Source organism: Heyndrickxia sp. FSL W8-0423 (genome assembly GCF_038009395.1).
Taxonomy (GTDB): domain Bacteria; phylum Bacillota; class Bacilli; order Bacillales; family Bacillaceae_C; genus Heyndrickxia; species Heyndrickxia sporothermodurans.
In genome coordinates this window covers 1,788,904-1,815,091 of sequence record NZ_JBBPBE010000001.1, presented here as the reverse complement: position 1 = coordinate 1,815,091, position 26,188 = coordinate 1,788,904, and the positions used below count along the sequence as shown (strand labels likewise).

At 36.7% G+C, this 26,188-nt stretch carries 31 protein-coding genes and 1 pseudogene; 10 read left to right on the top strand and 22 right to left on the bottom strand.

What is annotated here, in order from left to right; all coding sequences use genetic code 11:
* Positions 1 to 66 precede the first annotated feature (66 nt).
* Positions 67 to 1,764, top strand: coding sequence for a M3 family oligoendopeptidase (locus MKY81_RS09145; protein ID WP_341117604.1), 1,698 nt, complete (start codon positions 67 to 69; stop codon positions 1,762 to 1,764).
* 226 nt (positions 1,765 to 1,990) lie between these two features.
* Here MKY81_RS09145 and MKY81_RS09140 read toward each other — a convergent pair whose 3' ends face one another.
* Positions 1,991 to 2,569, bottom strand: a complete 579-nt coding sequence (locus MKY81_RS09140) for a class I SAM-dependent methyltransferase (RefSeq protein ID WP_108071143.1) — start codon at positions 2,567 to 2,569, stop codon at positions 1,991 to 1,993.
* 76 nt (positions 2,570 to 2,645) lie between these two features.
* On the opposite strand from MKY81_RS09140, the gene MKY81_RS09135 reads away from it, so the two are divergent.
* Positions 2,646 to 3,047 carry a hypothetical protein gene (locus tag MKY81_RS09135; RefSeq protein WP_341117603.1) on the top strand — a complete coding sequence of 134 codons (402 nt, stop codon included), beginning with the start codon at positions 2,646 to 2,648 and terminating at the stop codon, positions 3,045 to 3,047.
* Positions 3,040 to 3,255 (top strand): hypothetical protein, encoded by a 216-nt coding sequence (locus tag MKY81_RS09130; protein WP_108073062.1) that lies wholly within the window; start codon positions 3,040 to 3,042, stop codon positions 3,253 to 3,255. Before MKY81_RS09135 ends, MKY81_RS09130 begins: the two co-directional genes overlap by 8 nt.
* A 94-nt stretch (positions 3,256 to 3,349) precedes the next feature.
* Here MKY81_RS09130 and MKY81_RS09125 read toward each other — a convergent pair whose 3' ends face one another.
* The 8 genes from MKY81_RS09125 to MKY81_RS09090 all read right to left on the bottom strand — a co-directional run bounded on the left by MKY81_RS09125 (position 3,350) and on the right by MKY81_RS09090 (position 10,539).
* Positions 3,350 to 4,345 carry an N-acetylmuramoyl-L-alanine amidase gene (locus MKY81_RS09125; RefSeq protein ID WP_108073060.1) on the bottom strand — a complete coding sequence of 332 codons (996 nt, stop codon included), beginning with the start codon at positions 4,343 to 4,345 and terminating at the stop codon, positions 3,350 to 3,352.
* A gap of 51 nt (positions 4,346 to 4,396) precedes the next feature.
* Complete coding sequence (locus tag MKY81_RS09120; protein ID WP_108073058.1) at positions 4,397 to 4,696, bottom strand: phage holin; 300 nt, start codon at positions 4,694 to 4,696, stop codon at positions 4,397 to 4,399.
* Positions 4,697 to 4,699: 3 nt separating this feature from the next.
* Positions 4,700 to 5,032 (bottom strand): hypothetical protein, encoded by a 333-nt coding sequence (locus MKY81_RS09115; protein WP_142406535.1) that lies wholly within the window; start codon positions 5,030 to 5,032, stop codon positions 4,700 to 4,702.
* Between the two features lie 480 nt (positions 5,033 to 5,512).
* Positions 5,513 to 6,586, bottom strand: a complete 1,074-nt coding sequence (locus MKY81_RS09110) for a nitric oxide synthase oxygenase (protein WP_108073054.1) — start codon at positions 6,584 to 6,586, stop codon at positions 5,513 to 5,515.
* Positions 6,587 to 6,811: 225 nt separating this feature from the next.
* A complete protein-coding gene (locus tag MKY81_RS09105) occupies positions 6,812 to 6,973 on the bottom strand; it encodes a hypothetical protein (RefSeq protein ID WP_181294699.1) in 162 nt (53 codons plus the stop codon).
* Entirely contained in the window at positions 6,973 to 8,379 is a 1,407-nt protein-coding gene (locus MKY81_RS09100) for a tail fiber domain-containing protein (protein ID WP_142406534.1), read from the bottom strand. Before MKY81_RS09100 ends, MKY81_RS09105 begins: the two co-directional genes overlap by 1 nt.
* Before the next feature lie 50 nt (positions 8,380 to 8,429).
* The gene (locus tag MKY81_RS09095) at positions 8,430 to 9,275 is read right to left on the bottom strand and encodes a hypothetical protein (protein WP_108073051.1); all 846 of its coding nucleotides are present in this window, start codon (positions 9,273 to 9,275) and stop codon (positions 8,430 to 8,432) included.
* Positions 9,268 to 10,539: a phage tail spike protein gene (locus MKY81_RS09090; RefSeq protein ID WP_108073049.1), complete on the bottom strand. Its 1,272-nt coding sequence runs from the start codon at positions 10,537 to 10,539 to the stop codon at positions 9,268 to 9,270. Before MKY81_RS09090 ends, MKY81_RS09095 begins: the two co-directional genes overlap by 8 nt.
* 334 nt (positions 10,540 to 10,873) lie before the next feature.
* On the opposite strand from MKY81_RS09090, the gene MKY81_RS09085 reads away from it, so the two are divergent.
* Genes MKY81_RS09085 through MKY81_RS09075 form a run of 3 tightly spaced genes read left to right on the top strand, consistent with a single transcriptional unit; the run spans position 10,874 to position 12,908 of the window.
* The gene (locus tag MKY81_RS09085; protein ID WP_341117602.1) at positions 10,874 to 11,296 is read left to right on the top strand and encodes a helix-turn-helix transcriptional regulator; all 423 of its coding nucleotides are present in this window, start codon (positions 10,874 to 10,876) and stop codon (positions 11,294 to 11,296) included.
* 23 nt (positions 11,297 to 11,319) lie between these two features.
* Positions 11,320 to 11,766, top strand: coding sequence for an ImmA/IrrE family metallo-endopeptidase (locus tag MKY81_RS09080; protein WP_341117601.1), 447 nt, complete (start codon positions 11,320 to 11,322; stop codon positions 11,764 to 11,766).
* Positions 11,767 to 11,771: 5 nt separating this feature from the next.
* Positions 11,772 to 12,908, top strand: coding sequence for a site-specific integrase (locus MKY81_RS09075; protein WP_341117600.1), 1,137 nt, complete (start codon positions 11,772 to 11,774; stop codon positions 12,906 to 12,908).
* Positions 12,909 to 12,986: 78 nt separating this feature from the next.
* Here MKY81_RS09075 and rlmD read toward each other — a convergent pair whose 3' ends face one another.
* Complete coding sequence (gene rlmD / locus MKY81_RS09070; protein ID WP_108073046.1) at positions 12,987 to 14,369, bottom strand: 23S rRNA (uracil(1939)-C(5))-methyltransferase RlmD; 1,383 nt, start codon at positions 14,367 to 14,369, stop codon at positions 12,987 to 12,989.
* Between the two features lie 3 nt (positions 14,370 to 14,372).
* Positions 14,373 to 15,245: a DNA-3-methyladenine glycosylase family protein gene (locus MKY81_RS09065; RefSeq protein ID WP_107920532.1), complete on the bottom strand. Its 873-nt coding sequence runs from the start codon at positions 15,243 to 15,245 to the stop codon at positions 14,373 to 14,375.
* Positions 15,246 to 15,435: 190 nt separating this feature from the next.
* On the opposite strand from MKY81_RS09065, the gene MKY81_RS09060 reads away from it, so the two are divergent.
* Together MKY81_RS09060 and MKY81_RS09055 are read left to right on the top strand one after the other, a co-directional pair.
* On the top strand, positions 15,436 to 16,017 hold the full coding sequence (locus MKY81_RS09060; RefSeq protein ID WP_107920504.1) for a helix-turn-helix domain-containing protein: 582 nt from the start codon (positions 15,436 to 15,438) through the stop codon (positions 16,015 to 16,017).
* A 22-nt stretch (positions 16,018 to 16,039) separates the two neighbouring features.
* Positions 16,040 to 16,303 carry a hypothetical protein gene (locus tag MKY81_RS09055; protein WP_066226095.1) on the top strand — a complete coding sequence of 88 codons (264 nt, stop codon included), beginning with the start codon at positions 16,040 to 16,042 and terminating at the stop codon, positions 16,301 to 16,303.
* A 132-nt stretch (positions 16,304 to 16,435) separates the two neighbouring features.
* On the opposite strand, the gene pdaA is transcribed toward MKY81_RS09055, so the two are convergent.
* The 8 genes and pseudogenes from pdaA to MKY81_RS09015 all read right to left on the bottom strand — a co-directional run bounded on the left by pdaA (position 16,436) and on the right by MKY81_RS09015 (position 21,375).
* Complete coding sequence (pdaA, locus tag MKY81_RS09050; protein WP_108073045.1) at positions 16,436 to 17,197, bottom strand: delta-lactam-biosynthetic de-N-acetylase; 762 nt, start codon at positions 17,195 to 17,197, stop codon at positions 16,436 to 16,438.
* Between the two features lie 235 nt (positions 17,198 to 17,432).
* Positions 17,433 to 17,899 (bottom strand): annotated as a pseudogene (locus tag MKY81_RS09045) (GNAT family N-acetyltransferase).
* Positions 17,900 to 18,523, bottom strand: a complete 624-nt coding sequence (locus tag MKY81_RS09040; protein ID WP_425319842.1) for a GNAT family N-acetyltransferase — start codon at positions 18,521 to 18,523, stop codon at positions 17,900 to 17,902. It abuts the pseudogene before it with no gap.
* Positions 18,524 to 18,541: 18 nt separating this feature from the next.
* Positions 18,542 to 19,078: a DinB family protein gene (locus MKY81_RS09035; RefSeq protein ID WP_341117599.1), complete on the bottom strand. Its 537-nt coding sequence runs from the start codon at positions 19,076 to 19,078 to the stop codon at positions 18,542 to 18,544.
* Between the two features lie 72 nt (positions 19,079 to 19,150).
* The gene (locus tag MKY81_RS09030; protein WP_066226086.1) at positions 19,151 to 19,624 is read right to left on the bottom strand and encodes a methylated-DNA--[protein]-cysteine S-methyltransferase; all 474 of its coding nucleotides are present in this window, start codon (positions 19,622 to 19,624) and stop codon (positions 19,151 to 19,153) included.
* Positions 19,617 to 20,525: a DNA-3-methyladenine glycosylase family protein gene (locus MKY81_RS09025; RefSeq protein WP_107920508.1), complete on the bottom strand. Its 909-nt coding sequence runs from the start codon at positions 20,523 to 20,525 to the stop codon at positions 19,617 to 19,619. The genes MKY81_RS09030 and MKY81_RS09025 overlap by 8 nt, the downstream gene beginning before the upstream one ends.
* A complete protein-coding gene (locus tag MKY81_RS09020) occupies positions 20,509 to 21,090 on the bottom strand; it encodes a bifunctional transcriptional activator/DNA repair enzyme AdaA (protein WP_107920509.1) in 582 nt (193 codons plus the stop codon). The genes MKY81_RS09025 and MKY81_RS09020 overlap by 17 nt, the downstream gene beginning before the upstream one ends.
* Positions 21,091 to 21,159: 69 nt before the next feature.
* Complete coding sequence (locus MKY81_RS09015) at positions 21,160 to 21,375, bottom strand: hypothetical protein (RefSeq protein WP_328018882.1); 216 nt, start codon at positions 21,373 to 21,375, stop codon at positions 21,160 to 21,162.
* 83 nt (positions 21,376 to 21,458) lie between these two features.
* On the opposite strand from MKY81_RS09015, the gene MKY81_RS09010 reads away from it, so the two are divergent.
* Positions 21,459 to 22,388 carry a nuclease-related domain-containing protein gene (locus MKY81_RS09010; RefSeq protein ID WP_341117598.1) on the top strand — a complete coding sequence of 310 codons (930 nt, stop codon included), beginning with the start codon at positions 21,459 to 21,461 and terminating at the stop codon, positions 22,386 to 22,388.
* Positions 22,389 to 22,417: 29 nt separating this feature from the next.
* Here MKY81_RS09010 and MKY81_RS09005 read toward each other — a convergent pair whose 3' ends face one another.
* The 3 genes from MKY81_RS09005 to MKY81_RS08995 form a co-directional block, all read right to left on the bottom strand.
* Positions 22,418 to 22,831 (bottom strand): DUF1259 domain-containing protein, encoded by a 414-nt coding sequence (locus MKY81_RS09005; protein ID WP_341117597.1) that lies wholly within the window; start codon positions 22,829 to 22,831, stop codon positions 22,418 to 22,420.
* A gap of 97 nt (positions 22,832 to 22,928) precedes the next feature.
* Positions 22,929 to 24,470: a fumarate hydratase gene (locus MKY81_RS09000; protein WP_108073037.1), complete on the bottom strand. Its 1,542-nt coding sequence runs from the start codon at positions 24,468 to 24,470 to the stop codon at positions 22,929 to 22,931.
* A gap of 185 nt (positions 24,471 to 24,655) precedes the next feature.
* Positions 24,656 to 24,832, bottom strand: coding sequence for an SE1561 family protein (locus tag MKY81_RS08995; RefSeq protein WP_165797778.1), 177 nt, complete (start codon positions 24,830 to 24,832; stop codon positions 24,656 to 24,658).
* 166 nt (positions 24,833 to 24,998) lie between these two features.
* Between MKY81_RS08995 and yfkAB the strand changes: the two genes are divergently transcribed.
* On the top strand, positions 24,999 to 26,126 hold the full coding sequence (gene yfkAB, locus MKY81_RS08990) for a radical SAM/CxCxxxxC motif protein YfkAB (protein WP_107920970.1): 1,128 nt from the start codon (positions 24,999 to 25,001) through the stop codon (positions 26,124 to 26,126).
* The last annotated feature ends 62 nt before the right edge of the window (positions 26,127 to 26,188 follow it).

Here is a 26,188-nt window from a genome sequence, read left to right as displayed (position 1 = left end):
AACTAGAAAACTATATTATAATTATTAAGATAATTAAAATAATTCAAAGGGGATGGAGAGTTATCCATGACACAAGAGATAAGTCATAATTATTATAAAGAATTAATTGATTTACAGGATGTAGAAGGGGTGGAAGCTCAAATTCGAAGTTTACTTGAGGTTCCGATTGAATCCATTTCTGACCTAGAACAGTGGTTAAAAGATGAAAAGGATTTAATGAATAAAATCACTGAGGCGATGACAGGTCACCAAGTAGACTTCTACCGGAATACAGAGGATGTTCAAGTCAAGTCGACTTATCTTCACGATCAACAAGTCATTCAACCACTTTTAATGAAATATGAAGCAAAACTGAATGAGAAATTTTGTGGGTCTCCTTATATACAACAATTAGATGAAAAACAGTACGGCTTAATGCGACGTGTTCGCGAATCCAAAGTTAAACTGTTCAGAGAAGAAAACATTCCATTAATGGTAAAGGAGCAAGAGCTCTGTACGAAATATAGTGAAATTATGGGTGGGTTAACAGTTGAATGGGACGGGGAGGAAAAACCTTTTCCGTTTATCCAATCCCAACTTGATCATTTAGACAGAGCAGTTAGAGAAAAAGCTTATAACAAGATAGGTTCTGCCTTTCTTCAAATTAAGCCTGATATGGACGCCATCATGGACGAACTCATTCAACTACGCCATCAAATTGCTGTAAATGCAGGCTTTGAAAATTATCGCGATTATATATTTGTGGCCAAAAATCGTGAGTATAGTGTCCAAGATTGTTATGACTTTCATGAAAATGTAGAGAAACATATTATTCCTGCTTGGAATCGACTTGCAGAAGTTTTTAAATCCAAGCTTGGTGTCGATACTTATCGCCCTTGGGATAACACCGCTAAATTAATGAAAAACCCACCATATGCAGAGGTGTCTACTCTAATGGATGGTGTTTCTGAGATGTTAGGAAAAACTGACCCATATTTTGCAGAACGTTTCGATTACATGAGAGAGCATGGGTTATTAGATCTTGGGGATCGGAAAGGAAAAAGCCCAGGTGGTTTCTGTACCCCCTTACCTGTTTCAGGAGATACCTTTGTTTTTGCGAACTTTAGTCCATCCTTTTTCTCTTTAATCGCATTAATTCATGAAACGGGCCATGCTGTGAATGGATACCTCGAGTATGCAGAACATGGTCCTATTGAAGAGTATCAGCATCGAATGGAAATTGCTGAACTGTATTCGCACGGGATGGAATTGCTCTTATTGGATAAGCTGGATCAATTTTATCCTGAAGAAGAAGATTTTAAGAGCGCACAGCGTGAAGAACTGAGACGGGCATTTACAATGTTATTCGGCCCATTGTCAGGGGACCTCTTCCAGCATTGGATGTATACGAATCCTACACACACTGCCAAAGAGCGTGATGAAAAATTCTTTGAAATCTCAAAACGTTATGGCTTAAACCCGGTCGATACTTCTGGGATGGAGGAAGAAATTGGGATGAGTTGGGTAGGCACCCTTCATTATTTCGAAGTTCCTTTCTATAATATTGAATACTCCATTTCGATGCTTGGTGCTCTACAATTACTTGAGACCTATCGAGAAAACCCAGAGCAGGCTATCGAATCCTTTAAAAAAGGCGCAAGTGCGGACTACAATCAATCCATCGCAGCTATTTATAAGCAAACTGGGGTCAGTTTTGATTTTTCAGAGCCGGCTGTTAAGCGAATGGGTGAATTCCTAGAAAAGGTTATTCAAGACATTCATTAACAAAGTGAGCAAGGGTACGGTTCTTAGTAAAGGACAATAGGAAATTGCGTGCAAAAAGGTACAACTAGTTAGTTTTCTAGTTGTACCTTTTGCTATACAGTAAAAAGATCTGTCCACAACATTTTGGATTGTTCGAGAAGTATGAAGCCGCGGTCCCAGCTAACTCTTTGTGTAAATTTTGCTAGTATTTTTTCTGTTCAGTAAAAATTTAGTCCACCCTTCTTTTTTATCCTTGTTTTTGAGCAATAATAATATATAATGCTTCATTTGCTACTTTGTTAGTAGGAAATATTTTTTCTTTGATATCGAATCCTGCATTTAGTAATTCTTGTTCCATTACAGATGAATGTACTCTCGGACTAACAGATGCCTCTTTTGGTTCAAATTCTACACATAACAAGTATCCTTTCTCTATTAGTACTCTGTTTATTTGTTTCAAAGTATTGGATAAAGGATTAACTTCATGTAATGCTATGGACGCTAAGGCAATATCAATTGTGTTGTCTTCCAGTGGAATATTCTCAAAACTGCCCTTTATAGTTTTAATATTATCTAGTTTTTCTTTTTTTGCTTTAGATTCTAAATAGGTAAGTATACCTACATCTAAATCTAATGCATAAACAATACCGTCAATTTGTTTAGCTGCAGGAAGTGCCAAATACCCTGTTCCTGCACCTAAGTCCAAGATATTGTCAGATCTCTTTATCGGGAGCAATTTTAACAAGTCTTCTGCTGGAAAATTATTTTTTCTATCAGCATTTTCTAGTATATTGATCTTTCTTGTTAATTTGTCACTTTCATACATTTAAAATGAGTTGCGATACACACTCCACATGCGCAGTATGATGATTTATTTAAACTAGGTTAAATGAGACACAACTATGAGTATTATGTGGCGCTGTAAGTGCGATTGTGGTAATGAAAATATCGATGTGGTTGGCATATATTTGACAACAGGGCAAACTCAATCTTGTGGATGTATGAAAAAAGAATTAGAGATAAAAAATCTCCGTGAGGAATATGAAAATAAACGTGTGGATGGGGTAGTGAAACCTTTGTTTAAAGACAAAGAGCCACGAAAGGACAGCTCTACCGGATTCAGAGGAGTATCAAAATATCGTACACGCAAATCAAAAGAATTGCGGTATCGTGCATGGATAACTGTTAAAGGCAAGCAATATTACAAGTCAGGCTTCAAAACTGCCGAGGAAGCTTATTATAATGGACGTTTAAAGCTAGAAGAATTGCATTTACCTAAGAAGGAGGATCACACCGATGAATAAAAATGAACAAATCAAAAAATGGATTGAAGAAAATTTAATCATGCAGGATGAAGCTAGATCAATTACGGACCAGTCCGTTCCGGGGTTTAATCAGTCGGTTGCGGCAGGAAAAATAAAAGCATTTGTCGAATTCGGGGATGTAAGAAAGACTCGTTTATATTTACGTTCAGAAGTTGAAGAATACGCTAAAAATAAAAGAAATCGATAAAATATGCCCCTCCTATAAGGAAGGGCTTTTAATGTGGAATCGTGATGGAATATTAATTTTAGCAATTGACATTCAAAATATACATCCGCACAATTTATTTTATTTTTGCTCCAGTAGATGGTGCTGCGTAAATATTCACAGTGCCAAAGTCATCGGTCTTAATTGTATAGACGTCTTTCTGTGGACTGCCAAGAATCTCGTAAGATAGCCCACCAAACTTTTTAGGATTCAAATATCCTTTTTCATTACCCTTCACAGGAGCTTTATTAGTTGGGTAAACTCTCCATGATGGATCACTTGCTGGGAGATAAACTTTTTTTGTTTTAGGTTTAGATGCTGGTTTTGTCTCTTTCTTTGGTTCTGATGGTTTACCAGCTTTTAATTTAGCAAGCAAGGAAGTATTTTGTTCAGCTTTTCCTGAATAATTTTTAATACCATATTGCTTGGCCAACTTCTTTCGATTGGTCATACTTGAATCCATACCTTTCGACTTCATCCAATCGACTAGACCAAGATTATCAGTTTTAGTAGGTGCAGCTGAATTATTTGGCTTTGATTCAGTCTTCGAAGGTTTTGGACCTTCCACAGGCTTAGATGATGATTCCCCACCCTTAACTTTGTTTAAGAAATCATTCCAAGTGATACCCTTATCACCACTTCTTAAATAACGAGGACAATTCTTTCCACTCCAATTGTTGTGCTGAACCACTTTTGATGCAGGGATATTGTGTTGATCCATTAGATACTGAACCAACCACACTGCGTTTTCTACCGCCTTCTTAAAATCGCCATCACTATTTACACAGATTTCAATACCAATCGATTTCATATTACCTGGTCCTCTGCCATCACCTGCATGCCATCCTACCTCATTTGTGGGTAAAGACTGATAAATGGAGTCTTCATCAACTTGGAAATGCCATGATGCTTGTCGGCTATTACCGTTGTATTGTAATCTTGCATGAGCTTCATCATTTGCCCCTTTTGCAGTATTATCCGTTTCATGGATTGTGATATATTCAGGATTCATTTTAATGCCTGGGCGAGTGAATGTATTTGAAGCAGGGATAAATTTTTGGTTGATATTCATAAACTATCAATCTCCTTTTAATTTAAATAGAAAAAGAGCAACGATTATTCGTTACTCTACAAACTTGCTATCGTCCCTTGGTCTGTCATATCTTAAGGCTAGCTTACTATCCCCTACTCCTTTAACTGTGGGATCAGTAACCGTATTAAAAACGCTGATAATGATTAATGCTAATAAATAAGGGTTGCTGTAAGCTTGTACAACTAAGTCCCACAACGTGCGCCATGTGGTTAAATCAGCAAAGGATAGACCCACATAAGCTAGTAGTGGAGTCAGAGCTGCCAGTATGATTTGCGCAATAAAAATTGGGTTTTTAAATCGTACTTTCCAGTTAATTTTCAATATAAACATCTCCTATTTAAAAATTAAAGATAAAACGCCAAAAATTAAGCCTCCGCCACCAAATATGGCAAGAGCTAAATCCCATCGTTTGTTGCTACTATTTTGTTTAATGTTTAACGTATGCTCAATTAGACGATTGAGTAGGGCTTCTTGCTCCTCTCTTTGCTTATTGATAAGTGACTTTTGCTCATTGATTAGATTTTTCTGTTCCTTACCTTCTTCTAGGAGCGTTTTTTCAATCCTTAATTGCCCTGTCTCCACTGCCTGCATTTTGTTCGTCAAATCCGCATAATTTTTTTCTAACGCTAAAATACGTTTTTCGTGGTCTTGCACGATGCTCTCCATTGCACTTCCCTCCAATTTGACCACACCCCCATCCCTTTTTATCTATCTCTAGGTATAAAAAAATAGCCCAATTAATGGACTAATTAAGTAGATTTCTATAATTTTCTTTAGTAACATAATCTTCCTAATACCGGATATATCTATAAATATTGATATATCAGTATTTATTGACGTTTATAAAGATAAATATTTAATATTGCGTCATAAAATTAGTATTAATTTCATGAGCAAAGCAAATATTAAAAATAAAAAGTGGTGATACAATGTTTAAAACACAAACATATAAACTTCTCCTGGCAAGCACTATATTATCCAGCATATTTAGTATAGTTATTACGATATTAACTGTATACCATCAGTTCCATATAACAATATGCTTAGAGGATTTAAATAAGAGAAGCACTCATTAAGATGGGCGCTTCTTTCGCATTTCTTCAATCATTCTTCGTCTTAAAGTAATGAGTAATAGAATTCAACGATTTAGTATGGTTTATCTTGATAAAAATAGTTTGGCTTAACCGTATCATTTTTATATGGCTTGTGAAATATATGAGTTGTCGCTGGTGCTAACGGAGGAATAAGCCATGCCCAATTTCCAGTAACAGACCTTCCTTTCTCCTTTTCTTTCTCCTCAAATTTCTTGAATTGCAATGCAGCCGTATGATGGTCCACAATACTTACTCCTTCCTCTTTAAATGAATATAAAACTGCTGTATTCATCTCTACAAGAGCTCTGTCTTTCCATAAAGTAGCGTTACTCCTAGTATCCAGTCCCATTAAGTCGCCTATCTTAGGAAGCATATTATATCTAGTTTCATCTGCTAAGTTCCGAGCGCCAATCTCCGTCCCCATATACCAGCCATTAAAAGGAGCTGCTGTATAAGTAAGCCCACCTATTTCAAGACACATATCAGATATGATAGGTACTCCATACCATTTCAAATGTAAATCTTTAAACCACTCTAATTCCGGATGGCGAATGTCTACTTCGATAGGGAGATCAACGGGCAACTCAAATAATTTAGGACGATTTTCATTTATCTGAATAACTAAAGGAAGTATATCAAATGATCCATACCTTGGTTCCCATCCTAGTTCAATGCATTTCTTTGTAAAACTAACAGAAGAAGAATCTCCTATTACACCTTGATCAGTTTCATATCCTGCATATCGTATTAATTGGTGATTCCAAATACGTATTTTTTTATTTGTAGATGTATCAGAAAAAATGGTGATGGTTGGTCGGATACGACCTTTATTTGTCGCATACTTGATGTGCTCTATTAATGCTTCGAAAATTTCCTCTTCGGTATTAGAGTATCTTTTGTCATTTACACTTAATTGATTCCAAAATAATCTTCCTATACAACGATTACTGTTACGCCATGCAACTCTAGCCCCATATTCTAGTTCCTCGAAGTTGTGTGAATAAGTCCCTTCTATAAGGATTTGGTTCCTAACTTCATTTATTCTATATTCTAATTCTTTTTCAGATTTGTTTAATTCGCCGTAGCAAGTGTGAATAAACTCAACTGCATGTTTTAATAAATCCACTTTCTAAAGTGCCTCCTATAGCTAAGAATGCTTCTATCATACCATGAAAAGTCTATTCAATTTTTTTCGGTATTGTGAAAAATAATAAAGTGTACTCCTAGTTTATCCATAGCTTTCTTTATAATAAAAGGATGTTCCAATGACATATTCATTTTGCCTTTATTGTTAGTAAAAAATTCGTTATCAATGAACAGAATGTTCCTACAAAGACAAAATAAAAAAGCCTTATTCGGCTTCGGTTTCTTCTTCCTGTGGTTCGTATTTCTTTAATTCCTGTTGTAGCTTTTGAATCGTCATCTGGCAGAGCAAGTTTTCATGTTGCAGATTACTAATCATTTCTCTCTGTTTATTTATGATTTCTTGGGCAGATATCACTATATCTTCCATTACGCAGCTCCTCCTAGTTTTTGTTCTAACATTTCTATTCTTTCATGTAATTCCTGAAGAGATTTCCAAGACATACTTACCATCGCACCTAGATCAGCCCCATCACCTCCTAATTCGATAGCCCAAACAGGTGCCTCTTGGACTATAATCCCAACGTGAGGAAATTCTTCGTCCAATTCATTCTTGTATTGGAACTGACGAATAGGAGTAGAAAGAATCATTTCTGTAGCATTATAGTTCCAAACATCAATATTTTTCTTGTATTCCGCATTTGATAATTGGGTGATCGTATTAGCTTTAACTGTGTTTTGTGAAATTGATAAACTACCTGCGGGAGCTGTTAAAGATCCAGACTCATATTTTAAAATGTTATTACCAAAGTTATATGTGTTAGCAGTAATCGTATTTTCCTGTATCTTGGTACTCCCACTCGGCGCATATAAGCTTCCTGCATCATACTTTAACACCCCATATTTACCAAAAAAGAATGTGTCAGCTGTAATCGTATTTTGGGCAATTGACACGGAACCACTTGGAGCCTCGATAAAGCCGTTACTGTACCGAAAAGCACTACCGAATTTAATTAAACCATTTAGCTCGATATTGCTCGCATTAACGATGACATTATCATCTGATTCAAGATATAACGTAATAATGTCTGACGCTAAGTTACTTGTCGCCTTTATCCCAAACTTGGTATCTGTTCGAGATGATAAAGTTTCGTAAACATCAAAGCGCATAGAGGCATCAGTATTAACATCTGTAGTGATATTTATCCCAGTGTTCCCGTTTATTTTGACTGTTTGATACGAGTTGGCGAAGGCGCTTAGCGTTCTGATCTCAAGAGTACCATTAGTAATTTTTACGTACTCGTTTCCACTGGTACCATATTTTGTGGAGATAAAATTACTTCCCTCAATTTTAATTTGTCCGCTGGTAGAGTTGTCTGTTGTCGTAAAGCTCGAACCTGTTATAGTAGAGCCGTCAATTTTCCCTTTTACAGTGACATTACCATCTGAATCTACGACAAATTTACCACCAGCTAGATTCATAGTAACACCGGTGATATTACCGGCAGTTACTTTACCCAAATCAGCTGAAAGTGCGCTTAATTCTCCAACACTTAAAGTATCAGCATCCATTTTTGAAGTAGTCCATGCACTACCTGTCCATTTTTTTATCGCAATTACCTTTCCGGTGGAATCAGTCTGAAACCACGTAGAATTGGTTGCTGGGTTATTAGGAGCAGTAGTACCCATATAGGCGATGCCGTCTTTTCCGGCAGGTCCAGTTTCTCCTTTATCACCTTTGTCTCCTTTGTCACCTTTCATCGTTACCCATTGATTTTGATTAGCATTGAATGTTCTAAGGACATATTGATTGGGATCCGACGTGTCTAACCACAACGGGGTATCTTCTACTTCCTCTTCCCATGTTGGCATTTTCAATCACCTCCTTAGGAACTTGGTGTGTCGCCTTTAAAAAAAATATTAAACTTTGTTCCTGCCCCGATTGTCACATTTTCGTTCAATGGATTGATAAAAGGCTGTACAACATCACCCTTATTAAACTGATACATAAAGCTGACTCCAACAAATGGTGTAGCGTAGGAGCTTGATAATGCCTCGTCCATCATATCGATATCGGTTTCGACTCCGCCGGTGGTTTTAAAAAAACCAAAACGTAAATACGAGTTAGCAACCGTTAAATCGGCGGTCACTTTGGCGATTATATTAATTTCATAAACTCCCGTTCTCGGGATGGTATATTTATTTGCCGCAAAATTACCTATTGGAAAGGCAGTAATAATGTTTCCTAAAATAGACAGTTTATTTTTAGAGCCTTTAGTAAGCGTCTGCGTGCCATTACTCTGTACGATAGCATGATTGCAAAAATTACCGACATCATATAATTCACGAGCAGGCACTTTAGCTGTACCATCCTCATTCCACTCTCTTACGATTTCTAGTTTTTTCGTCCGAAAGGAAGCGTAATCCCTTGCCGCAATCCACAATCTTGGAATATTGAAGTCTCCTAATTTCGCAATATCGTTTTGTTCCATAGTTGCTAGGTTTGCATACTCACCATCTGACATATAAGCAAAAAGATTATGGTCATTGCCTAGATACAGGCTGGAGAGAAACGCTGCCGCATTGCCTTTTTTGGTATATGGTAAATCTTGCTCTGTAACCATCGCCTCTTCTAGTTTTTCAACATTAGCATTGAGTTCTTGAAACGTTCGAAGCTTTTCGTCCTTCGCTTCCCACAAGTATAAATTTAGCTTTTTAGAATAATTAGCCATAAACTTCCGCCTCCCACGATTGCGTTAAATCATCGTCCTCCCATGTGCTCCTATGGATTGGAGGAGGTAAAGGACCCTTAAAAATACTTTCTCCAACTTCATCCCACAAGGCTTCTTTTTTTAATAATTTTGATTGCAAATCTCGCATTTCTTTGGTGATATTGCTTTTAGCAATCTTATAATTTCCTAGCGTACATCGATCCTGTGTAGGGTCGCTAAAACAGGTTTCTAGCCTTCTGATTCGCGCCTCCAAATAAAGTGCAGGAGAAAAGGTTTCATCGATGACATAAACTTTGTCTCCTAATCTTACTTTTTCATGTTCAAGGTTGGTGAGTCTTTCTAATAATGCCACGTCCAATTCATACGTAATTAAAGGGGTTTTCCTGTTTTGCAGCTCTTGCCAAGTAAGGACTAATAACTCCTCTGCGTTATTGGTGTCATATTGAAAAACACCAAATAGGTGTTTACCTTTAACTCCATATCGTTGCAAGGCCTCTGGATCACCAACCCAATCTTGATTAAGGGGTTTATCAAAACTATGTCCTTTACTTTTGTAATAACCTATACTTTTGAAAGTCGTATCAATGCCGTCAGAATCAGCTTTTCCCACTCCTATCAATGCGGTTACTACGTTAGTCATATCAATTTTTCGTTTAATAGATGAAATGTCTTTGTTATAGACAAATCGCTTTTTGGTGTCTGTGCCGCGTTGTTTTAATAAATCCACATAACGATGGGTGATTTCACCGTTTTCCATTTTCACTCGATATTGTTTTTCTCCGGAAAGTGTTTTAGCTACATTTTGCAATTCAGTTTCAGCGTTATTATAATTCTCAAAAACAAAATTTCCGACACCAAAATAATCTACTTCTCCACGTTCCCATCGAGTTCCGAATAAAATAATGTCCAATATTTGTTCAGCGCTTTTTGACATGTGGCTGGATGGTCTTACAATGTCATTTAATAGCTCCATTCCTGCATTTTCTGCATAAATATATTTTTCTCCCGAGTTGGCGTGGGTTTCATCAATTTCCATAACAGTAAACATAATTAATTCACCATCAAGGTTTTTCCGCACAATAAAACCACCCTCTTCGACTAAAATAGCATTTGGGTGGTTAGATGGGATAAAAAATTCATATGATGAATTCCCTGTGTCAAGGTCCTCAATTAATTTGTCGTTATAATACGGGCATGAGTCTGGACTACCGTTATTGGTAAAGATAGCTTGGACTTTTTCGTGACGATCTAAATAGAAAATCAAAGGATTTCACCTCCCTTTTACAAATATCTTTCTGTAAACGATGCACTATATGTTGCAGCAGGATAATGAGAAAATTTTCGCTAAAACATTGACTGAAAATTAGCATGTATGCTAATATAAATTTATGGGAAAGCACAGCAAATAAACATTAATACTATAGCCCCCCAGCTAATAGTTAGATGCTTTTTGACGGCATTTTTATGTCCTTTTTTGCTATGCAATCCGCTAATAAAATAGCTTATATTTGAATAATAATAGCTTACAGCCTAAATGTCAAACATTTTATTAGCCTGTAGACTAATTTTTTATTCGAATTGCTTGAAGGGTGAGAATTATGTCATTGGTTCAAAGAGTAAAGTATCTTTGTAGGCACAGGAAAATAACAGTTGCAGCATTGGAAAGAACTCTCGAATTCGGCAATGGAACAATTAGAAAATGGGACAATGCGTATCCATCAGCTGACAAATTAAAAAAGGTTGCAGATTATTTTGGTGTCACTGTGGATTATTTACTAAATGAAAACGATGACACTGAATCCATAAAATCTACATTAACTCCTAAAGATCAAAATGATATTGAGAAAAGAATGAAGCAGATTAAAAACGATTTAGAAAGCTCTGACGGGTTAATGTTTTCTGGTGAACCTATGAGCGAGGAAGCAGTTGAATCACTATTATCTGCAATGGACTACATAGTAACTCAAACAAAAATAATTAATAAAAAGTATATTCCAAAAAAACATCGTGAAAAAGAATAATAGTTGAATCGGAGTGTTTACATTTGACTTATTACATCAAGCAAAGAGTAAAAAAGTTAATAAAAAAATTTAAGACTAACAATCCTTATGACCTTGCAAACTACCTAAATATCAATCTATTAGAGCTTAACCTTCATAAAGACATATTGGGTTTCTATAAATATGAGAAAAAAACAAAATGGATTGTACTTAATAGTAATTCAAATGAAGATGAAAAATACTTCACTTGCTGTCATGAACTAGGACATGGTGTTTTACATGCAAGATTCAACACTCCACATCTAAGAAGAGATACTATGTTTTCAATAAGCAAGTTTGAAAGGGAAGCTAATTTGTTCGCTGTAGAATTGATGTTACCGGATGAAATTTGGAATGAATATATAAATCATTATAGCTGCATAAGTGATCTTGAAAGAGTTACTGGAATACCACAAGAATTACTAACAGCTAAATATAATTATATGGAGTGATATTAATGCAAGGCGGAGTTAGAAAACGTGGTGAAAATTGGTATTACTATTTCGAAGCAGGAAAAGTAAATGGGAAAAGAAAAAAGATTGAGCGTAAAGGTGGTAGTTCAAAAAAAGAGGCGCAAGCTGCCCTTAGAAAAGCTATTGCTGAATTTGAACAAAAAGGGAATTCAATTGTTGAATCAAATATAAGTGTTTCTGATTATCTAGATTACTGGTTTAAAAATTATGTGCTAATTAATTGTAAATATAATACACAACAATATTATAGAGGGATCCTAGATAATCATATTAAACCTTATTTTGGTTCATATAAGCTAAAACAAATCACTTCAAAATCTCTACAAGAGTTCTTAAATAAAAAATTCATTGATGGATTTTCAAAAAGTTCTATTGCGAACTTCAATGGAGTATTGCAAAAAGCATTTAGAATGGGAGTGGATCCTTATAATTTCATAAAACATAATCCGGCATCAACTATTAAACTTCCGAAATTTGATGAATCTTTAAAAGATGATAAATTAAAAATCATTAGTAGAGATGATTTTGAAAAAATAATTGAAAGGTTTCCAGAAGGAAGTTCATTTTATATTCCTTTACAAATAGCTTTTCATACTGGTATGAGAGCATCGGAGGTTTGTGGTTTAACCTGGGATTATGTTGATCTCAAAAAGGGAATTATTAAAGTCCGTCAAATACTTATATTAAAAGGGAGTAAAGTTGAATTCGGTACACCTAAAACCACATCGTCAAATAGAGATATATTAATTGGGGAGACATTATTGAATATTCTTAAGAGACACAAAGAAAATCAAGAAAAAAACAAGGAAGTTTATAAGGAATATTACACAAATTCAAATTTTGTTTGTACTAAAGAAAATGGACAAGTTATTACCATGAACACTTTAAAATACCTAAGTAGAGTAGTAAATTATGAACTATGCATTAACTTTAATTTTCATTCATTACGTCACACACACGCTACAATGTTGTTAGAATCCGGTGCTATCCCAAAAGATGTTCAAAAAAGACTCGGCCATAATAGGATGTCTACGACTCTCGATACGTATTCCCACGTTACTGAAACAATGAAAGAATCAACAATTAATCTTTTTGAACAGTTCTTAAAAAATAAGAAATAATGCCACCGCATGCAGAAAAACGGTGGCAAATGGGTGGAAATTAGATTAATTCACATTATTTTTCTCTTAAAAACCTTGTCACTTCAATATCAACTGTGCTACACTTTCCACATGCGCAGTCTGCGGAAACATATCCACCGGCTGCAAATACTCCACCTGATATTTTTTACTTAACACCTGCAAATCCTTTGCCAAAGTAGACGGATTACACGATACATAAATAAATTTCTTCGGTTTCACTTTTAAAATAGTTTCGAGAAATTTCGGGTCACAGCCTGTTCTTGGAGGATCGACAACAACGACATCGGGACGCCAGCCTTCTTTGACCCATTTTGGCATGAGTTCTTCGGCTTTGCCGGTGAAATAGGTTGCATTTTCAAAGCCGTGCTTTTTGGCGTTTTTCTTTGCGTCTTCAATTCCTTCGGGGATGATGTCCATGCCGCGGATTTCTGCAGCTCCGTCAGCAAGCCATAGACCGATTGTACCGACTCCGCAATAGGCGTCGACGATTTTTTCTTTTCCAGTTAACTCGGCTGCTTTTTTTACTTCATTATATAGTTTGACCGTCTGCTCGGGATTGAGTTGGAAGAAGGCACGAGCAGATAGTTCGTAAGTGAATTCTTCTAGTCGTTCCTCAACGATCTCTTTTCCTGATAGATGAACCGTTTCATCTCCCAAAACGATGGATGTCCGTTTTGGGTTAACGTTTTGCATGACTGAAACGACTTCCGGCAAGCGAGTTTTGATTTCTGAAATAATCGCTTCTTTCCGTGGCAGTTCTTTTTTTGCTGTGACAAGCATGACTTGGACTTGTCCTGTTTGGATTCCGACACGTGTAACAATCGTGCGGACGATGCCTTTTCTTGTTTTTTCATTATATATAGGCACTTTGAAGTCAGCGAGAATTTGTTTGACGACGTTTGTTACTTTATTTGTTACTGGCTGTTGGACGATGCATTCCGGGATGTTAATTAAACGATGGGAATCGATGCTATACATGCCTGCAATGACTTTTCCGTGATCGAAGCCAACTTGAAATTGGCTTTTGTTGCGGTAATGCCATGGGTTGTCCATTCCGATTGTTGGGCGAATATCTAGCTCTTCAATCGCAAAGCGTGTGTGCCGTTCGATCGCTTGGATGAGAATGTCGCGCTTTTCTTTCAGCTGTTGACTGTATTCTAAATGCTGGAGCTGGCATCCACCGCATTGTTCATAGACGATGCACGGTGCTTTGACGCGATGTTCTGAGCGTTTACGTACTTTTTTGACAATGGCTTCTGCGTATTTCAGGTGGGCTTTCGTTACTTCTACAACAACCTCTTCGCCAGGTAATGCACCAGGTACGAAGACTACTTGTTTTTTAAAATAGCCGACTCCCTCTCCGTTGATTCCAAGACGCTTAATTGTTAATGGGAATTGTTGTTTTTCTTTTATTAAAAGGGTTTTCTCGTTTTTCAACATTGATCACTCCGCTGTCTCGATGCTTCTCCATAAGTAAAGGGAGGCATAGCTTAAATATGGATGCCAGTCCTGACTGAAATTCTCCATTTCTTCATAGGTTGGCTTTTTTTCTAGTTTAAATAACTTTTTAATTGCATTTTGTATGCCGATATCTGCTAATGGGAATAAATTCGGTCTGCCCAAACCGAACATTAGAAAGTTTTGTGCGGTCCATGGGCCGATGCCGCGTATTTTTACTAGTGTTTTTGTGACTTCCTCATCTGATTTAATAGCAAGTTCTTGTAAATTGAGTTCGCCACTTACAATTAATTTGGATAAGCCGATCAAGTACTCCGCTTTTCTTTGGCTAAATTTCATTGATCGTAATTCTTCGATTTCAATTTCAGCTACTCTGGCAGGTGAGGGATAAAACCATACACCATCTTGCTCGAACCCATATGTATGGACGAAGTTTTCCGTCAATGCCATCGCAAATTTCATATTTAATTGTTGATGAATAATGCATTTAACTAAACAATTATATGGTGAAAAATCTAATATGATCGGTGTTCCACGATGTTTCATAAAGATTTCATTCAATGTTGTTTGCTGAAAATGATTGTTAATCTCGTCTAAAGTCACATTCCATTGAAAAATCTTGTACACCTGTTCAATTACATGAGCCTTCGTTTGTTCATTTTTTCCTTTTATTAAAAAACAAGGCTTATCCGTTGTCCCAATCGCTTGAATGCTGACTACTTCAGCCTCCGACTCATACACTGGGATATTGATCGTTCTCGATTCAATATGAACATCATTTAATGGATCAATTGACTGTCTTTGCAAAGCTAAATCAAAATCATAAGGTCCACTTATATTAACCGTTTCTTCCCACATTCTCCCCACCCATTTCTATCTCAGAGCTTTTTTGTATTATATCATAAAGGAATCATGAATGCGGTTAATCCAAAACAACGGGAACTTCCGCAAATTACCTGTTTACTAATTTCGACAATACCTCTATGGTCTTAAAAAATATGTTATAATATATACAGATAAATAATATAGCATACAAACAAGGAGTTATATGGATAAAAATTTTTTATCAAGTCAAATTGGACAACAATTGCGCTTCTATCGACAGCAGCGTCAATTGTCATTAGATGAGCTTTCTGAAATTACCGGCGTGAGTAAGCCGATGCTTGGACAGATTGAACGAGGGGCATCGAATCCGACTGTGGCTGTCCTATGGAAAATTGCTTCGGGGTTACAAGTTCCACTTGCTTCCTTTCTCATGAAAAATCCTTCCATAAAGTTGATTCGAGAAGATGAACAGCCTTTTTTCAAAGAAGATCATGATTTATTTGAGGCATATACCAATTTTGCTTTGCCTGGTATTCCTTTAGAAAATTATCGCATCCGTATGCATCCGGGCTGTCTTCATCAATCAGAAGCTACAAGTATTGGTGTTACAAAAATGATTACGGTTTATTCCGGTGTTCTTTGTATTGAAATAGGTGGAGAAAAACATACGTTGCAAAAAGGGGACGCAATTTCTTTTTCAACCGATGTGCAACAAACATATCAAAACTCATATGAAGATATATGTGAATTTCACATGACCATCCATTATTCAAGTCCTTATATGAACGCACAAACGAGCTGCTAACTTTATGAAAGAGGTGCTTTTTTTGGCAAAAGTAAAAGAAACGATGTATTATTTGAATAATCCAGAGAGACATATCGTTATGTTGGCTTCAGAAACACAACTGAAATATGAAGGGATTATTAAAGAAATATTCGGCGTTGCGTGTGAAAGTGATTTGCAAATGATGATTAAATTTAATAAAGGATTTAAAGAAAGCATTTGCCATGAGTTCGGAGTAGATGAGAACAAAATTACACTTAGTATGGTTTTTCGTCAAGCGACACAAGCGGATTTAGTGGAAAATTAACATATTAAAGAACTGTTCATTTAGAAGCCAGTCTACTCCGACTGGCTTTTTATTTGCTCCATTTCCTATTGAGTGAAGGAAATTTCAATTTTTTTTAATTGTGGTGCCTGACACTCTCCAAGTGAGAGAGAATTATTTAAACTTATCTATCCGTTTAAATGTATATCCTCGTGCTTTCAAGTCTTTGATTACTTTTTCAAGTGCATCCGCGTTATCTTTGGAGACGGTGTGAAGAAGTAAGACGGCACCTGGATGAACTTGAGCCATAATATTATCATAGGAATATTTCCAGCCTTTTTGTTGATCTACCAACCAATCTTTAAATGCTAGTGACCAGAGGACATGGGTATATCCTTCTTCATTGGCAAGCTGCATTGTTCTTTCACTTAAAATACCTCTTGGCGGACGTAAATAATGCATTTCTTTTTGCTTTGTTATTCTGGCAGTTTCATCTTTTACTTTTTTTAATTCTTCTTTTAATTTTTCATCTGAAACTTGGGTTAAATCCGGATGGCTCCAGGAATGATTGCCGATAAGATGGCCCTCATTAACCATGCGTTTAACAAGCTCTGGTTCCGATGTTAAATAATGACCAGTCACGAAGAAAATTGCCGGTACTTTTTCTTTTTTTAATACATCTAATACTTTTGGGGTGTACCCGTTCTCATACCCGTTATCGAATGTTAAGTACAGAACTTTTTTATTTGGATCTCCTTTATAAAAAGCATGGTGTTTACGTAAAAGCTCATCATAGGCTTTCCCCGCCTCAGCTTGCTGTTCATTTTCCCCTTTGGAAAAACCCCAATGAACTGGAGCATTCGAAATTGCTGATACTGGATTTGTATGAATTATCATTAACAGAACTATGGTCGTCATTAGAAACCATTTTTTCATGAATTCACCTTCTTTTTATTAAGTATTTTTTTCGAAGGTGAAATAGATATGCTGATTAAAAATTACCAATCATTTTCATTGTGGATAAGCTATATTTATTTTCAGTAAAATCATTTCTATTGTGGATATTGCGAATATTGTGGATGAATCTGTTGATGAGTGGTTATTTTTGTGGATAATAGTTTGAATTAATTGAATTTTACCGTAATATGTGAATAAGTTTAAGAGCGAATACTTACCGCAAACGCTCTTTCTTCATAATTTCTTCGTCACCAACTGACATATCTATTGAAATGAATCCTAGATGTTCATACAATCTTCGCGCAACAATATTATTTTTATGAACCGTCAAACGAATTTCCTGACATTGGGGGAAGCGATTTTCAATCCAAGTCATCATTTCGATCATTGCTCGCTTGCCATATCCTTTTTGTTGAAAAGCTTGATCGATGAAAAATCCCCGTTTATCCAATACATATTTTTTGTTGTTTCTTCATAGGCGTGCATGATAAATCCTACCATTTGGTCTTTATCGTAAATAGCAAATGGGAGATATTCTACATTTTCGCCATCCGGTTTAATGAAAACTTTGGCTAATGAGACAGCGACTGTTGGAACAAAATCACGTTGGTGGTCGGAGATTTTTAAAGCTAATGCCTCTTCCCAATTATCTCTTGTTACTAGTTTAAAATGGATGTTCAATTAATCCCTCTTCTCAATGGGTTTGAAAGCTGAATATGAGCTTCTTTTATCTTTTAATCCTTTTTTCACTTTTGGCCATTCCTGATTGGTGATTGAATACACAACAGCATTTCGTATATATCCATCAGAAAGGATGCGTTCATTTCTTAATATTCCTTCTTTCACGGCACCTAGGCGTTCAATTGCTTTTTGTGACCGCTGATTCCTCTCATCTGTTTTTAACTGAACTCTAATCATTTGTAACTCTTCAAAACAATAGGTTAAAAGAAGCAGTTTACAATCTGTATTCACAAACGTTCGCTGAAAATCGATCCCATACCATGTCGAACCAATTTCACATGATTTTTGTTTAAAATCGATATAGCTCATTTTTGTCGTTCCAACTACTTGATTGGTCTCCTTCAATAATACGACAAATGGCAATGCTGTTTTCTGCTCACGTTGTTTGATTGCAGCCGAAACAATCTCCTGCATTTCTTGTTCCGATTCCACAACGCTCAACATATATTTCCAGTGGCTTGGATCATTGATTTCAAAAAGGGATTGGGCATGTTCCATTTGCATAGGGATTAATTTGATTCTTTCATTTTCTAATGTTGGCAGGTTTTTGAAAAGTTCGAACAAAGGAATATCTCTCCTTAATTATAAAGTTTGAAATGCTTCAGCCTCTAAATACCGCTCTTTTAAAATCCGGCGATGGTGGATTTCATGCCCTGTGATAATGTAGGCCAATGCACGAACGGATACTACTGAGTGGTTTGCATTCCCTTTTTGCAGCCATGTTTCTTCCTCTAAACCTTTTAATAAGTGAATCGTGGATTGACGAACACTATGTAAATTTTCGAGTAGTTCTTTGATTGATTGACGGTTGAAATTTGCACTTTGTACATATTCATTTTCTTCGAAACCTGGCAATGAGACAGAATCACCACGTGCAATCGTGAGAAGTCGGTACGCCATAATCCGTTCAGCATCAGCCAAATGACCAAGTACTTCTTTGATACTCCATTTTTCAGGTGCATATTTGAAATGTGCTTGCTGTTCTGAAATGCTATTTAACAAATGAAGTGTTTCTTCTATTTGTTCTTGTAAAATGGTTTCGATGTCTCCTTCTGGAACCAAACTGATATACGTTGAAAAAGAAGGATTGTATTCATCTGGATTTGGGCGCTTTGTCACGTTCATCACACCTTTGTTTGAATTTTTTTCACTTTATTTTAACATAAAATTCAGATTTGTTCGGATAATATTTTAATTATTGGCCATAGATTGTTCATGATTCAGCAGCCATTCTTTTCTCCATAATCCACCCGCATAACCAGTTAAGGTTCCATTTGCCCCAATTATTCGATGACACGGGATTATGATGCTTAATTTATTTTTTCCATTTGCTGTACCTACGGCTCGTACAGCTTTTTCGTTCCCAATGGACAAGGCGATGTCCTTATATGAGCATGTATTTCCATAGGATATTTTCGTTAATGCATTCCATACTGATTTTTGAAAGTCTGTGCCTTCATATTCATATGGGATGGTGAAGTCTCGGCGTTTTCCTGCAAAATATTCATCAAGCTGATGATAGCAATCCTTTAAAACAGTTGGCGTGTCGTTCGGTAAGGAATTTACTTCTGTTTCCTCCTCACAAAATAAAATTGATCGAATTGCTTTGTCTGTTCCAGTGATTTCTAGTACGCCAATGGGTGATTGATAATATGTCTTATTCATATAAAGACCTCCATAAATAGAAAGTGGCATATGCTTGCCAACCTTCCCAATTAGCCGCAAATTCATTTATTTCTTCGATTGTTGGTTTGCGTTCAAGCTGTAACTGTACTTTTAATGCGTTATGAAGTCCAACATCAGCGATAGGAAACGCAGATGGATGATTTAGGCATTTCATCATGACATAATCTGCTGTCCATGCACCAACACCTCTAATGGACATTAGCTTTTTATGTATTTGTTCAAAATCCTTTAATTGATGGAAGTTTTCCTTTGTTATCTCTCCATTTGTCATTGCTTTTGCGATGTCGATAATATATTCAGCTTTGCGTGTCGTGAATTGAAGCTGTTTTAAATCGTTTACATGCAAACTTGAAATTGCTTTCTCGGTAGGATGTAGCCAGTAAGTCGCTTTGTTCCACTCTAGTTTATCTCCAAATTGCTTTACTAGCCTACTTTTTAACGTGTAAGCAAATGTCAGATTGATTTGCTGACCGATAATTGCCCAGGTTAGTGCTTCAAATAAGTCAGGAATCCCGATAATTCGTAGTCCTGCATATTTTTCCACTAGCGGGGATAATATTTTATCTTTTTTCGCGATTTTGTAATAGCTTTTTAGATCCTTGTCTAAATCGAACCAATTCCAAATATAGAATGCAATTTTTTCACGTTTTGATGGCGTTCCTACTGGAAACTCAACATGTATGGTAGTTGAATCCTTGCTTGTTATTTTTAGTAAAATTAATTCTTCATTTATTTTTATCAGTTTGTATAGTTCTTTATCTTTTATTTGATGGAGCACTTCTTGTTCAGATCGGCCTAGGAAAACGAGCAACTCGTCAAAATTGAATTCGGGTGGTGTACAAATGTCAATGGATGTTTCGAGATCAATCCACTTTACCATTATGGCTCCTTTCCCGTTCCCGTCGATATTCATTAGGCGAACACTGCTTCAGACGGCGAAATGTTTTGTAAAAATTAGAAGGAGTACGGAATCCTACCTCATAGCAAATGTCTAGGTTTGTGAGAACCGTATGATTAAGGAGAAATTCCGCTTTATCGATCCTAATTTTCTCCAAGTAAGCCCTTGGCGTTTCGGAGGTTTCCTGCTTAAACACTCGTTCTAGATAAAATGGGCTGACCCCAACATGATCTGCAATCGTTTGTAGTGTGATCCTCTGTTTGTAGTGATTCACTAAATAGGAAATCACGCTTTTTACTAATGCTGTATTCGGAGAATGCTCGACCTCCGGCTGACATCTTTTACATGCTCGGTAGCCGGCGTTTTCTACCATTTGAATATCGTGATAAAACTCTACGTTTATTTTTTTGTGCTTTCGTGATCGGCAAGATGGACGACAATAGATTTTTGTCGTTTTCACAGCCGTATAAAATAACCCATCATATGTGCGATCACAAGCGAGAATAATTTCCCACATTTCATCAAAAGTTAAGTTTAGGTCAGCCATTACTCGAGATTCCTCCTTTATATCCTCTATTATAAAAGAATGTTCTATCATTTTAACAATTCGGCAGTATTATTTCGTCCTTTTTCTTGCTTTTATGGTCGGATTTATTTGTGGATTCATTGTCCACATTTCGTTCGGGGCTATTTCTATTTGTGGATAATAGAAACAAATTTGTGACTCATAGATCTTCGTTTGTGCATCATACCCATTCATTTGTGGATCATCCGCTTTTTCCAAACTGCTATTTTCCGTGATCCTCAACCGGTAATCAAATTTTTTCTTCATTGAATCAAAAAAATTTTAAAAATTAAAAGGGTTTTTCAAAAGTATTGTTGAAGAATTTACTATTCTAGAAAGGAGGAAGTCGATTGATTGATAAAGATTTAACTGTACCAATTAAATTGCAGGCGGATTATGCACTTGATGAGCGCTTGGCAGAGGATTATCCTAGGAAAGGAGCGATTTTAGAGGATATCGCAAAAAGAGAAGCGGGCTATAATGGCGAGAAAAACCTGTGTTACCACTTGAATTTTCTACCGAAAGAGGATTTCAGAATCCTTTTTGATCTACAATTAAAAATTAATGACAAGGAATTCCAAATTGATGTTCTATTGATTTCGCTTTACTTTGCATTAATCATCGAAGCGAAAAACTTTGCCGGAACGTTAGTATTTGATTCAAAATTTAATCAATTTATTCGTACCATCAATAATAAAGAAGAGGGATACCCAAATCCGTTAACCCAAGCGAAGAAACACCAACTACTCTTCGACTCTTGGCTAAAAAAGAACAAGTTCCCACTCCCTGTTGATTATTTAGTTGCGATCAGTTACCCTTCCACGATTTTACGATCAACCGAAGCAAAAAAGATACCGATCCATGATAAAATTCTCCATGCTGAAAATATTCCTTTAAAAATTCATGACCTTCAAAAACGATATAAAGAGCCACTTTTAACTCCTAGATCATTAAAAAAATTATCCGAAACAATCATCCGATCACATACTCCATTAAGACCAGAAATTCTTCAAACATTTTCTATTCCTTCAGAGGATATTCAAAAAGGAGTTTGCTGCCCTCAATGCAAAGGGTTCGCCATATTGCGAAAATATAGAAGATGGCATTGTCCGCATTGTTCATTCATTTCGAAAGATGCACATGTACAAGCATTAAAAGACTTCTATCTATTGATTTCCCCTACTATTACCAACCTACAATGCCGAGAGTTCCTTCATTTATCTGACAGAAAAACAGCACAATTTTTATTAACATCCCTTACCTGTCTTATTCTTATATAGGAAGAAAAAGGGTATACCATTTTCATGATTTATTTCTCCGTTGAAACGGGATAACTTTGTAGAAATCGAAAGGAATAAGCCACCTTTTTTGCAAAATTAAGTGGAGGCTCAACTGATTGAATGTGTAGGTACAAAAGGGAAGGCTCCATAAATATCCAATGATTATGGAGAGCACTGATCATGATTCCTTGCTGGACGAGTGTCTGGACAAAAGCGGGGACCTCCTCTTGAAGGATGGCGATTTCTCCAAAATTCAAAGCATTTCCGTGCTGATCTAACGATTCGAATGCGAATCCTGCGGGTCCAACTGATTTACTTCGTTTGCCTTGGACGGTTGCATGAAATTGACGATGTAAATCGACAGAACAGACACCTTGACTAATTTTGCTTTTTCCATTAAGAATCTTAGCAAACTCCTGACAAATATTTTCAAATTGACTCATCATTACTCCCCCTTAATAGAACGTTATGTAGGTGGAGGCAGCTTTATGAAAATAATGGAGCTAGATCTATTATTAGACCTAGCTCTATTCCGACTTATTAAAAAACTCGCTCTTTAAATTGAGCTAATTTTTCTAATGAAGATTTGTCTACATCTGCGTGTAAACTGTTTCCGTGTGAATCCATTGTCACTACTGCTGTGAAGCCTTCGACATTTAAGTGCCACATTGCTTCAGGAATACCGAACTCTGTAAGGTCAACACCATCAACTTTTTTAATACAATCAGCATAGTATTGTGCTGCACCACCGATTGCATTTAAGTATACTCCGCCATGTTCTTGAAGGGCTGCAAGGGTTTTTGGTCCCATTCCGCCTTTACCGATAACGGCACGAATACCGAATTTCTTCATAATGTCCCCTTGATACGGCTCTTCGCGAATAGAAGTTGTTGGGCCAGCTGCTTTGACTGTCCAATTGCCTTCTTCATCCTTCGCCATTACTGGTCCACAGTGGTAGATCACTTGGCCATTTAAATCTACCGGTGCGTCATGATCAGTTAAGTATTTGTGAATCGCATCACGACCTGTATACATTCTGCCATCAATACGGACAACATCGCCAACTTTTAATTCGCGGATTTGTTCTTCGGTAATTGGTGCAGTTAACGTTACAACATTGCTTTCTTCTTTTGAAACTGCCACTTCGTTTTCTGCTTCATTGGCGAATTCAATTTTTTCACCATCTTGGTATAACCATTCTTGGATATCCCCTGTTTTTGGGTCTACTTTTACGCCGAGACGACGGAAAGCCCAACAGTTGTAGGCAACTGATACAAAGAAGCTGGCAGGAATACGGTTCATTACTCCGATTTTACAACCTAATAGAGTTGTTTCGCCGCCGAATCCCATTGTTCCAATTCCTAATTTATTGGCATTTTCCATAATGTACTCTTCAAGTTTGCGTAAATCTTCATGTGGGTTTACATCTTCAACTGAACGGAATAATTGTTCTTTCGCTAAATCGTACCCAGATGAACGATCTCCGCCGATTCCAACTCCGATGAATCCTGCACTGCAGCCTTGCCCTTGTGCTTGATAAACAGAATGAAGGATACATTTACGAATCCCGTCAAGATCACGTCCTGCACGTCCTAATCCATCTAATTCACATGGAAGACTGTACTGGATGTTTTTATTTTCACAGCCGCCGCCTTTTAAAATTAAACGAACATCGATGTAATCGTTTTCCCATTGGTCAAACTTAATAACAGGTGTTCCGCCGCCGAGATTGTCTCCACTGTTTTTCCCGGTTAAGGAATCCACTGAATTTGGACGAAGCTTTGTATCTTTTGTCGCTTGCGCAATCGCGTTGTAGATTGCTTCTTTTATTTTGATTTGGTTTACGCCAACAGGTGTTTTAATTTTAAAGGTAGGAAGACCTGTGTCTTGACAAATTGGTGAAATATTCTCATCTGCCATTTGGATGTTGTTTGTAATCGTCCCTAAGCTCATTGCTGCACGAGTCCCGGCACTTTCACTTTGCTTTGCTTTTTTCACTGCTCTACGAACATCTTTTGGTAGATTAGTAGAAGTTTCAACAATTAGTTGGTACATGCTCTCTTGGAACTTTTCCAAATTCATCTTATTCCTCTCCCTTATTCCTTCTAGATATATGTATAAATTCCATAATCATTATACTCCTTATAACAATTGATTTAAAGGGAAGATTTTGGTGCGATCCTTTCATTTACTTGGCTCTCGCTTAGTCCGATTTATCTGGTTAAAACGATAAAAAAAGCCAAACCTAATTTGGTTTGACCTTCCTCTTACTTTTTAAATTGCTCACATTTCATTTCCAAATCGTCAATCATTTCGATTAAGCGGTCAATGTCTTCCAATTCTGTATCTTCAGGATCAATGGAATCCAATACTTCTAAAAACATATTTAATCGTTGTTTTAAATAAAGCACTTGTGAATCTTTATCATGAACTGCGTTTCCCAAAGGTGCGTCTCTCCTTTCGTCATTTTACTATCATACCAAACATATACTTAAGTGAAAACATCTTGTTCTTTCAAAAATGATTACCCTGGGTTAATATGATATCTGGGTGTCTTTTAAAAGAAATACCCAATAATAGGTTTATAAATAATTAGAGGAGTCTTGTATTATGCAAAACGTTTCACAACTTCCATTGATTACCCCGTCAAATGATCCGTGGGAAGCGTACTTGGATGTAAAAGATCATGGAAGCCTTGTTCTATCGAATATTGAATTTACAACTACCACCCTTTGTAATATGCGCTGTGAGCATTGTGCGGTAGGATATACGCTGCAGCCAAAGGATCCAAATGCATTGCCGTTAGAGCTGTTACTTCAACGTTTGGAAGAAATTCCACAATTGCGCGCATTGAGTATTACGGGTGGAGAGCCGATGCTTTCAAAAAAATCGGTAGAAAATTATGTTCTTCCATTACTTAAGTATGCCCATCAAAACGGCATCCGAACACAAATTAATTCAAACTTAACCCTTGACCCCGATCGCTACTTATTAATTGCTCCATATTTAGATGTCTTACATATTTCTCATAACTGGGGAACGGTAGATGATTTCATTGATGGTGGGTTTGCTAACATGGCTAGAAAGCCTACGCGCGAACAACGAAAAAAGTTATTTGACCGAATGATTGAAAACAGTCGGCTTCTTTCTGAAAAAGGTGTCATGGTTTCTGCAGAAACAATGTTAAATAAGCGCACACTTCCACATTTAGAACATATTCACCGACAAATTGTCGAGGAAATGAAATGTGCTCGTCACGAGGTTCATCCAATGTATCCAAGTGATTTTGCTGCGAATTTAGAAGTGCTGTCACTTGAACAAACACGCGAAGCAATTCATCATTTGCTTGACATTCGCGATGAAAATACTTGGATGTTATTTGGAACTTTGCCTTTCTATCCATGCAGTCCGAATGAAGAAGATTTAACCTTACTGAAGAGGCTGTATTCGAGTAAAAATGTGACTGTGCGAAATGATCCTGATGGACGTTCACGATTAAATGTAAATATTTTCACTGGGGATGTTATTGTTACTGATTTTGGTGATACACCGCCACTTGGAAATATTCAACATGATGCTCTTCCAGCTTTATATGAAAAATGGATGGCAACACCTTTGGCGAAATCATTGAATTGCCATTGTCCAGCGGTTCAATGTGTGGGTCCAAATGTGCTTGTGAAAGATGCCTATTATCGTGAGGTTGATTTTCAAAAGAGGAAAGCTAATATTAGTTTATAAAATATTTAAACGCTCGGAACACTCTGGGCGTTTAATTTTTACTTACCTTGATAATTAAAGTT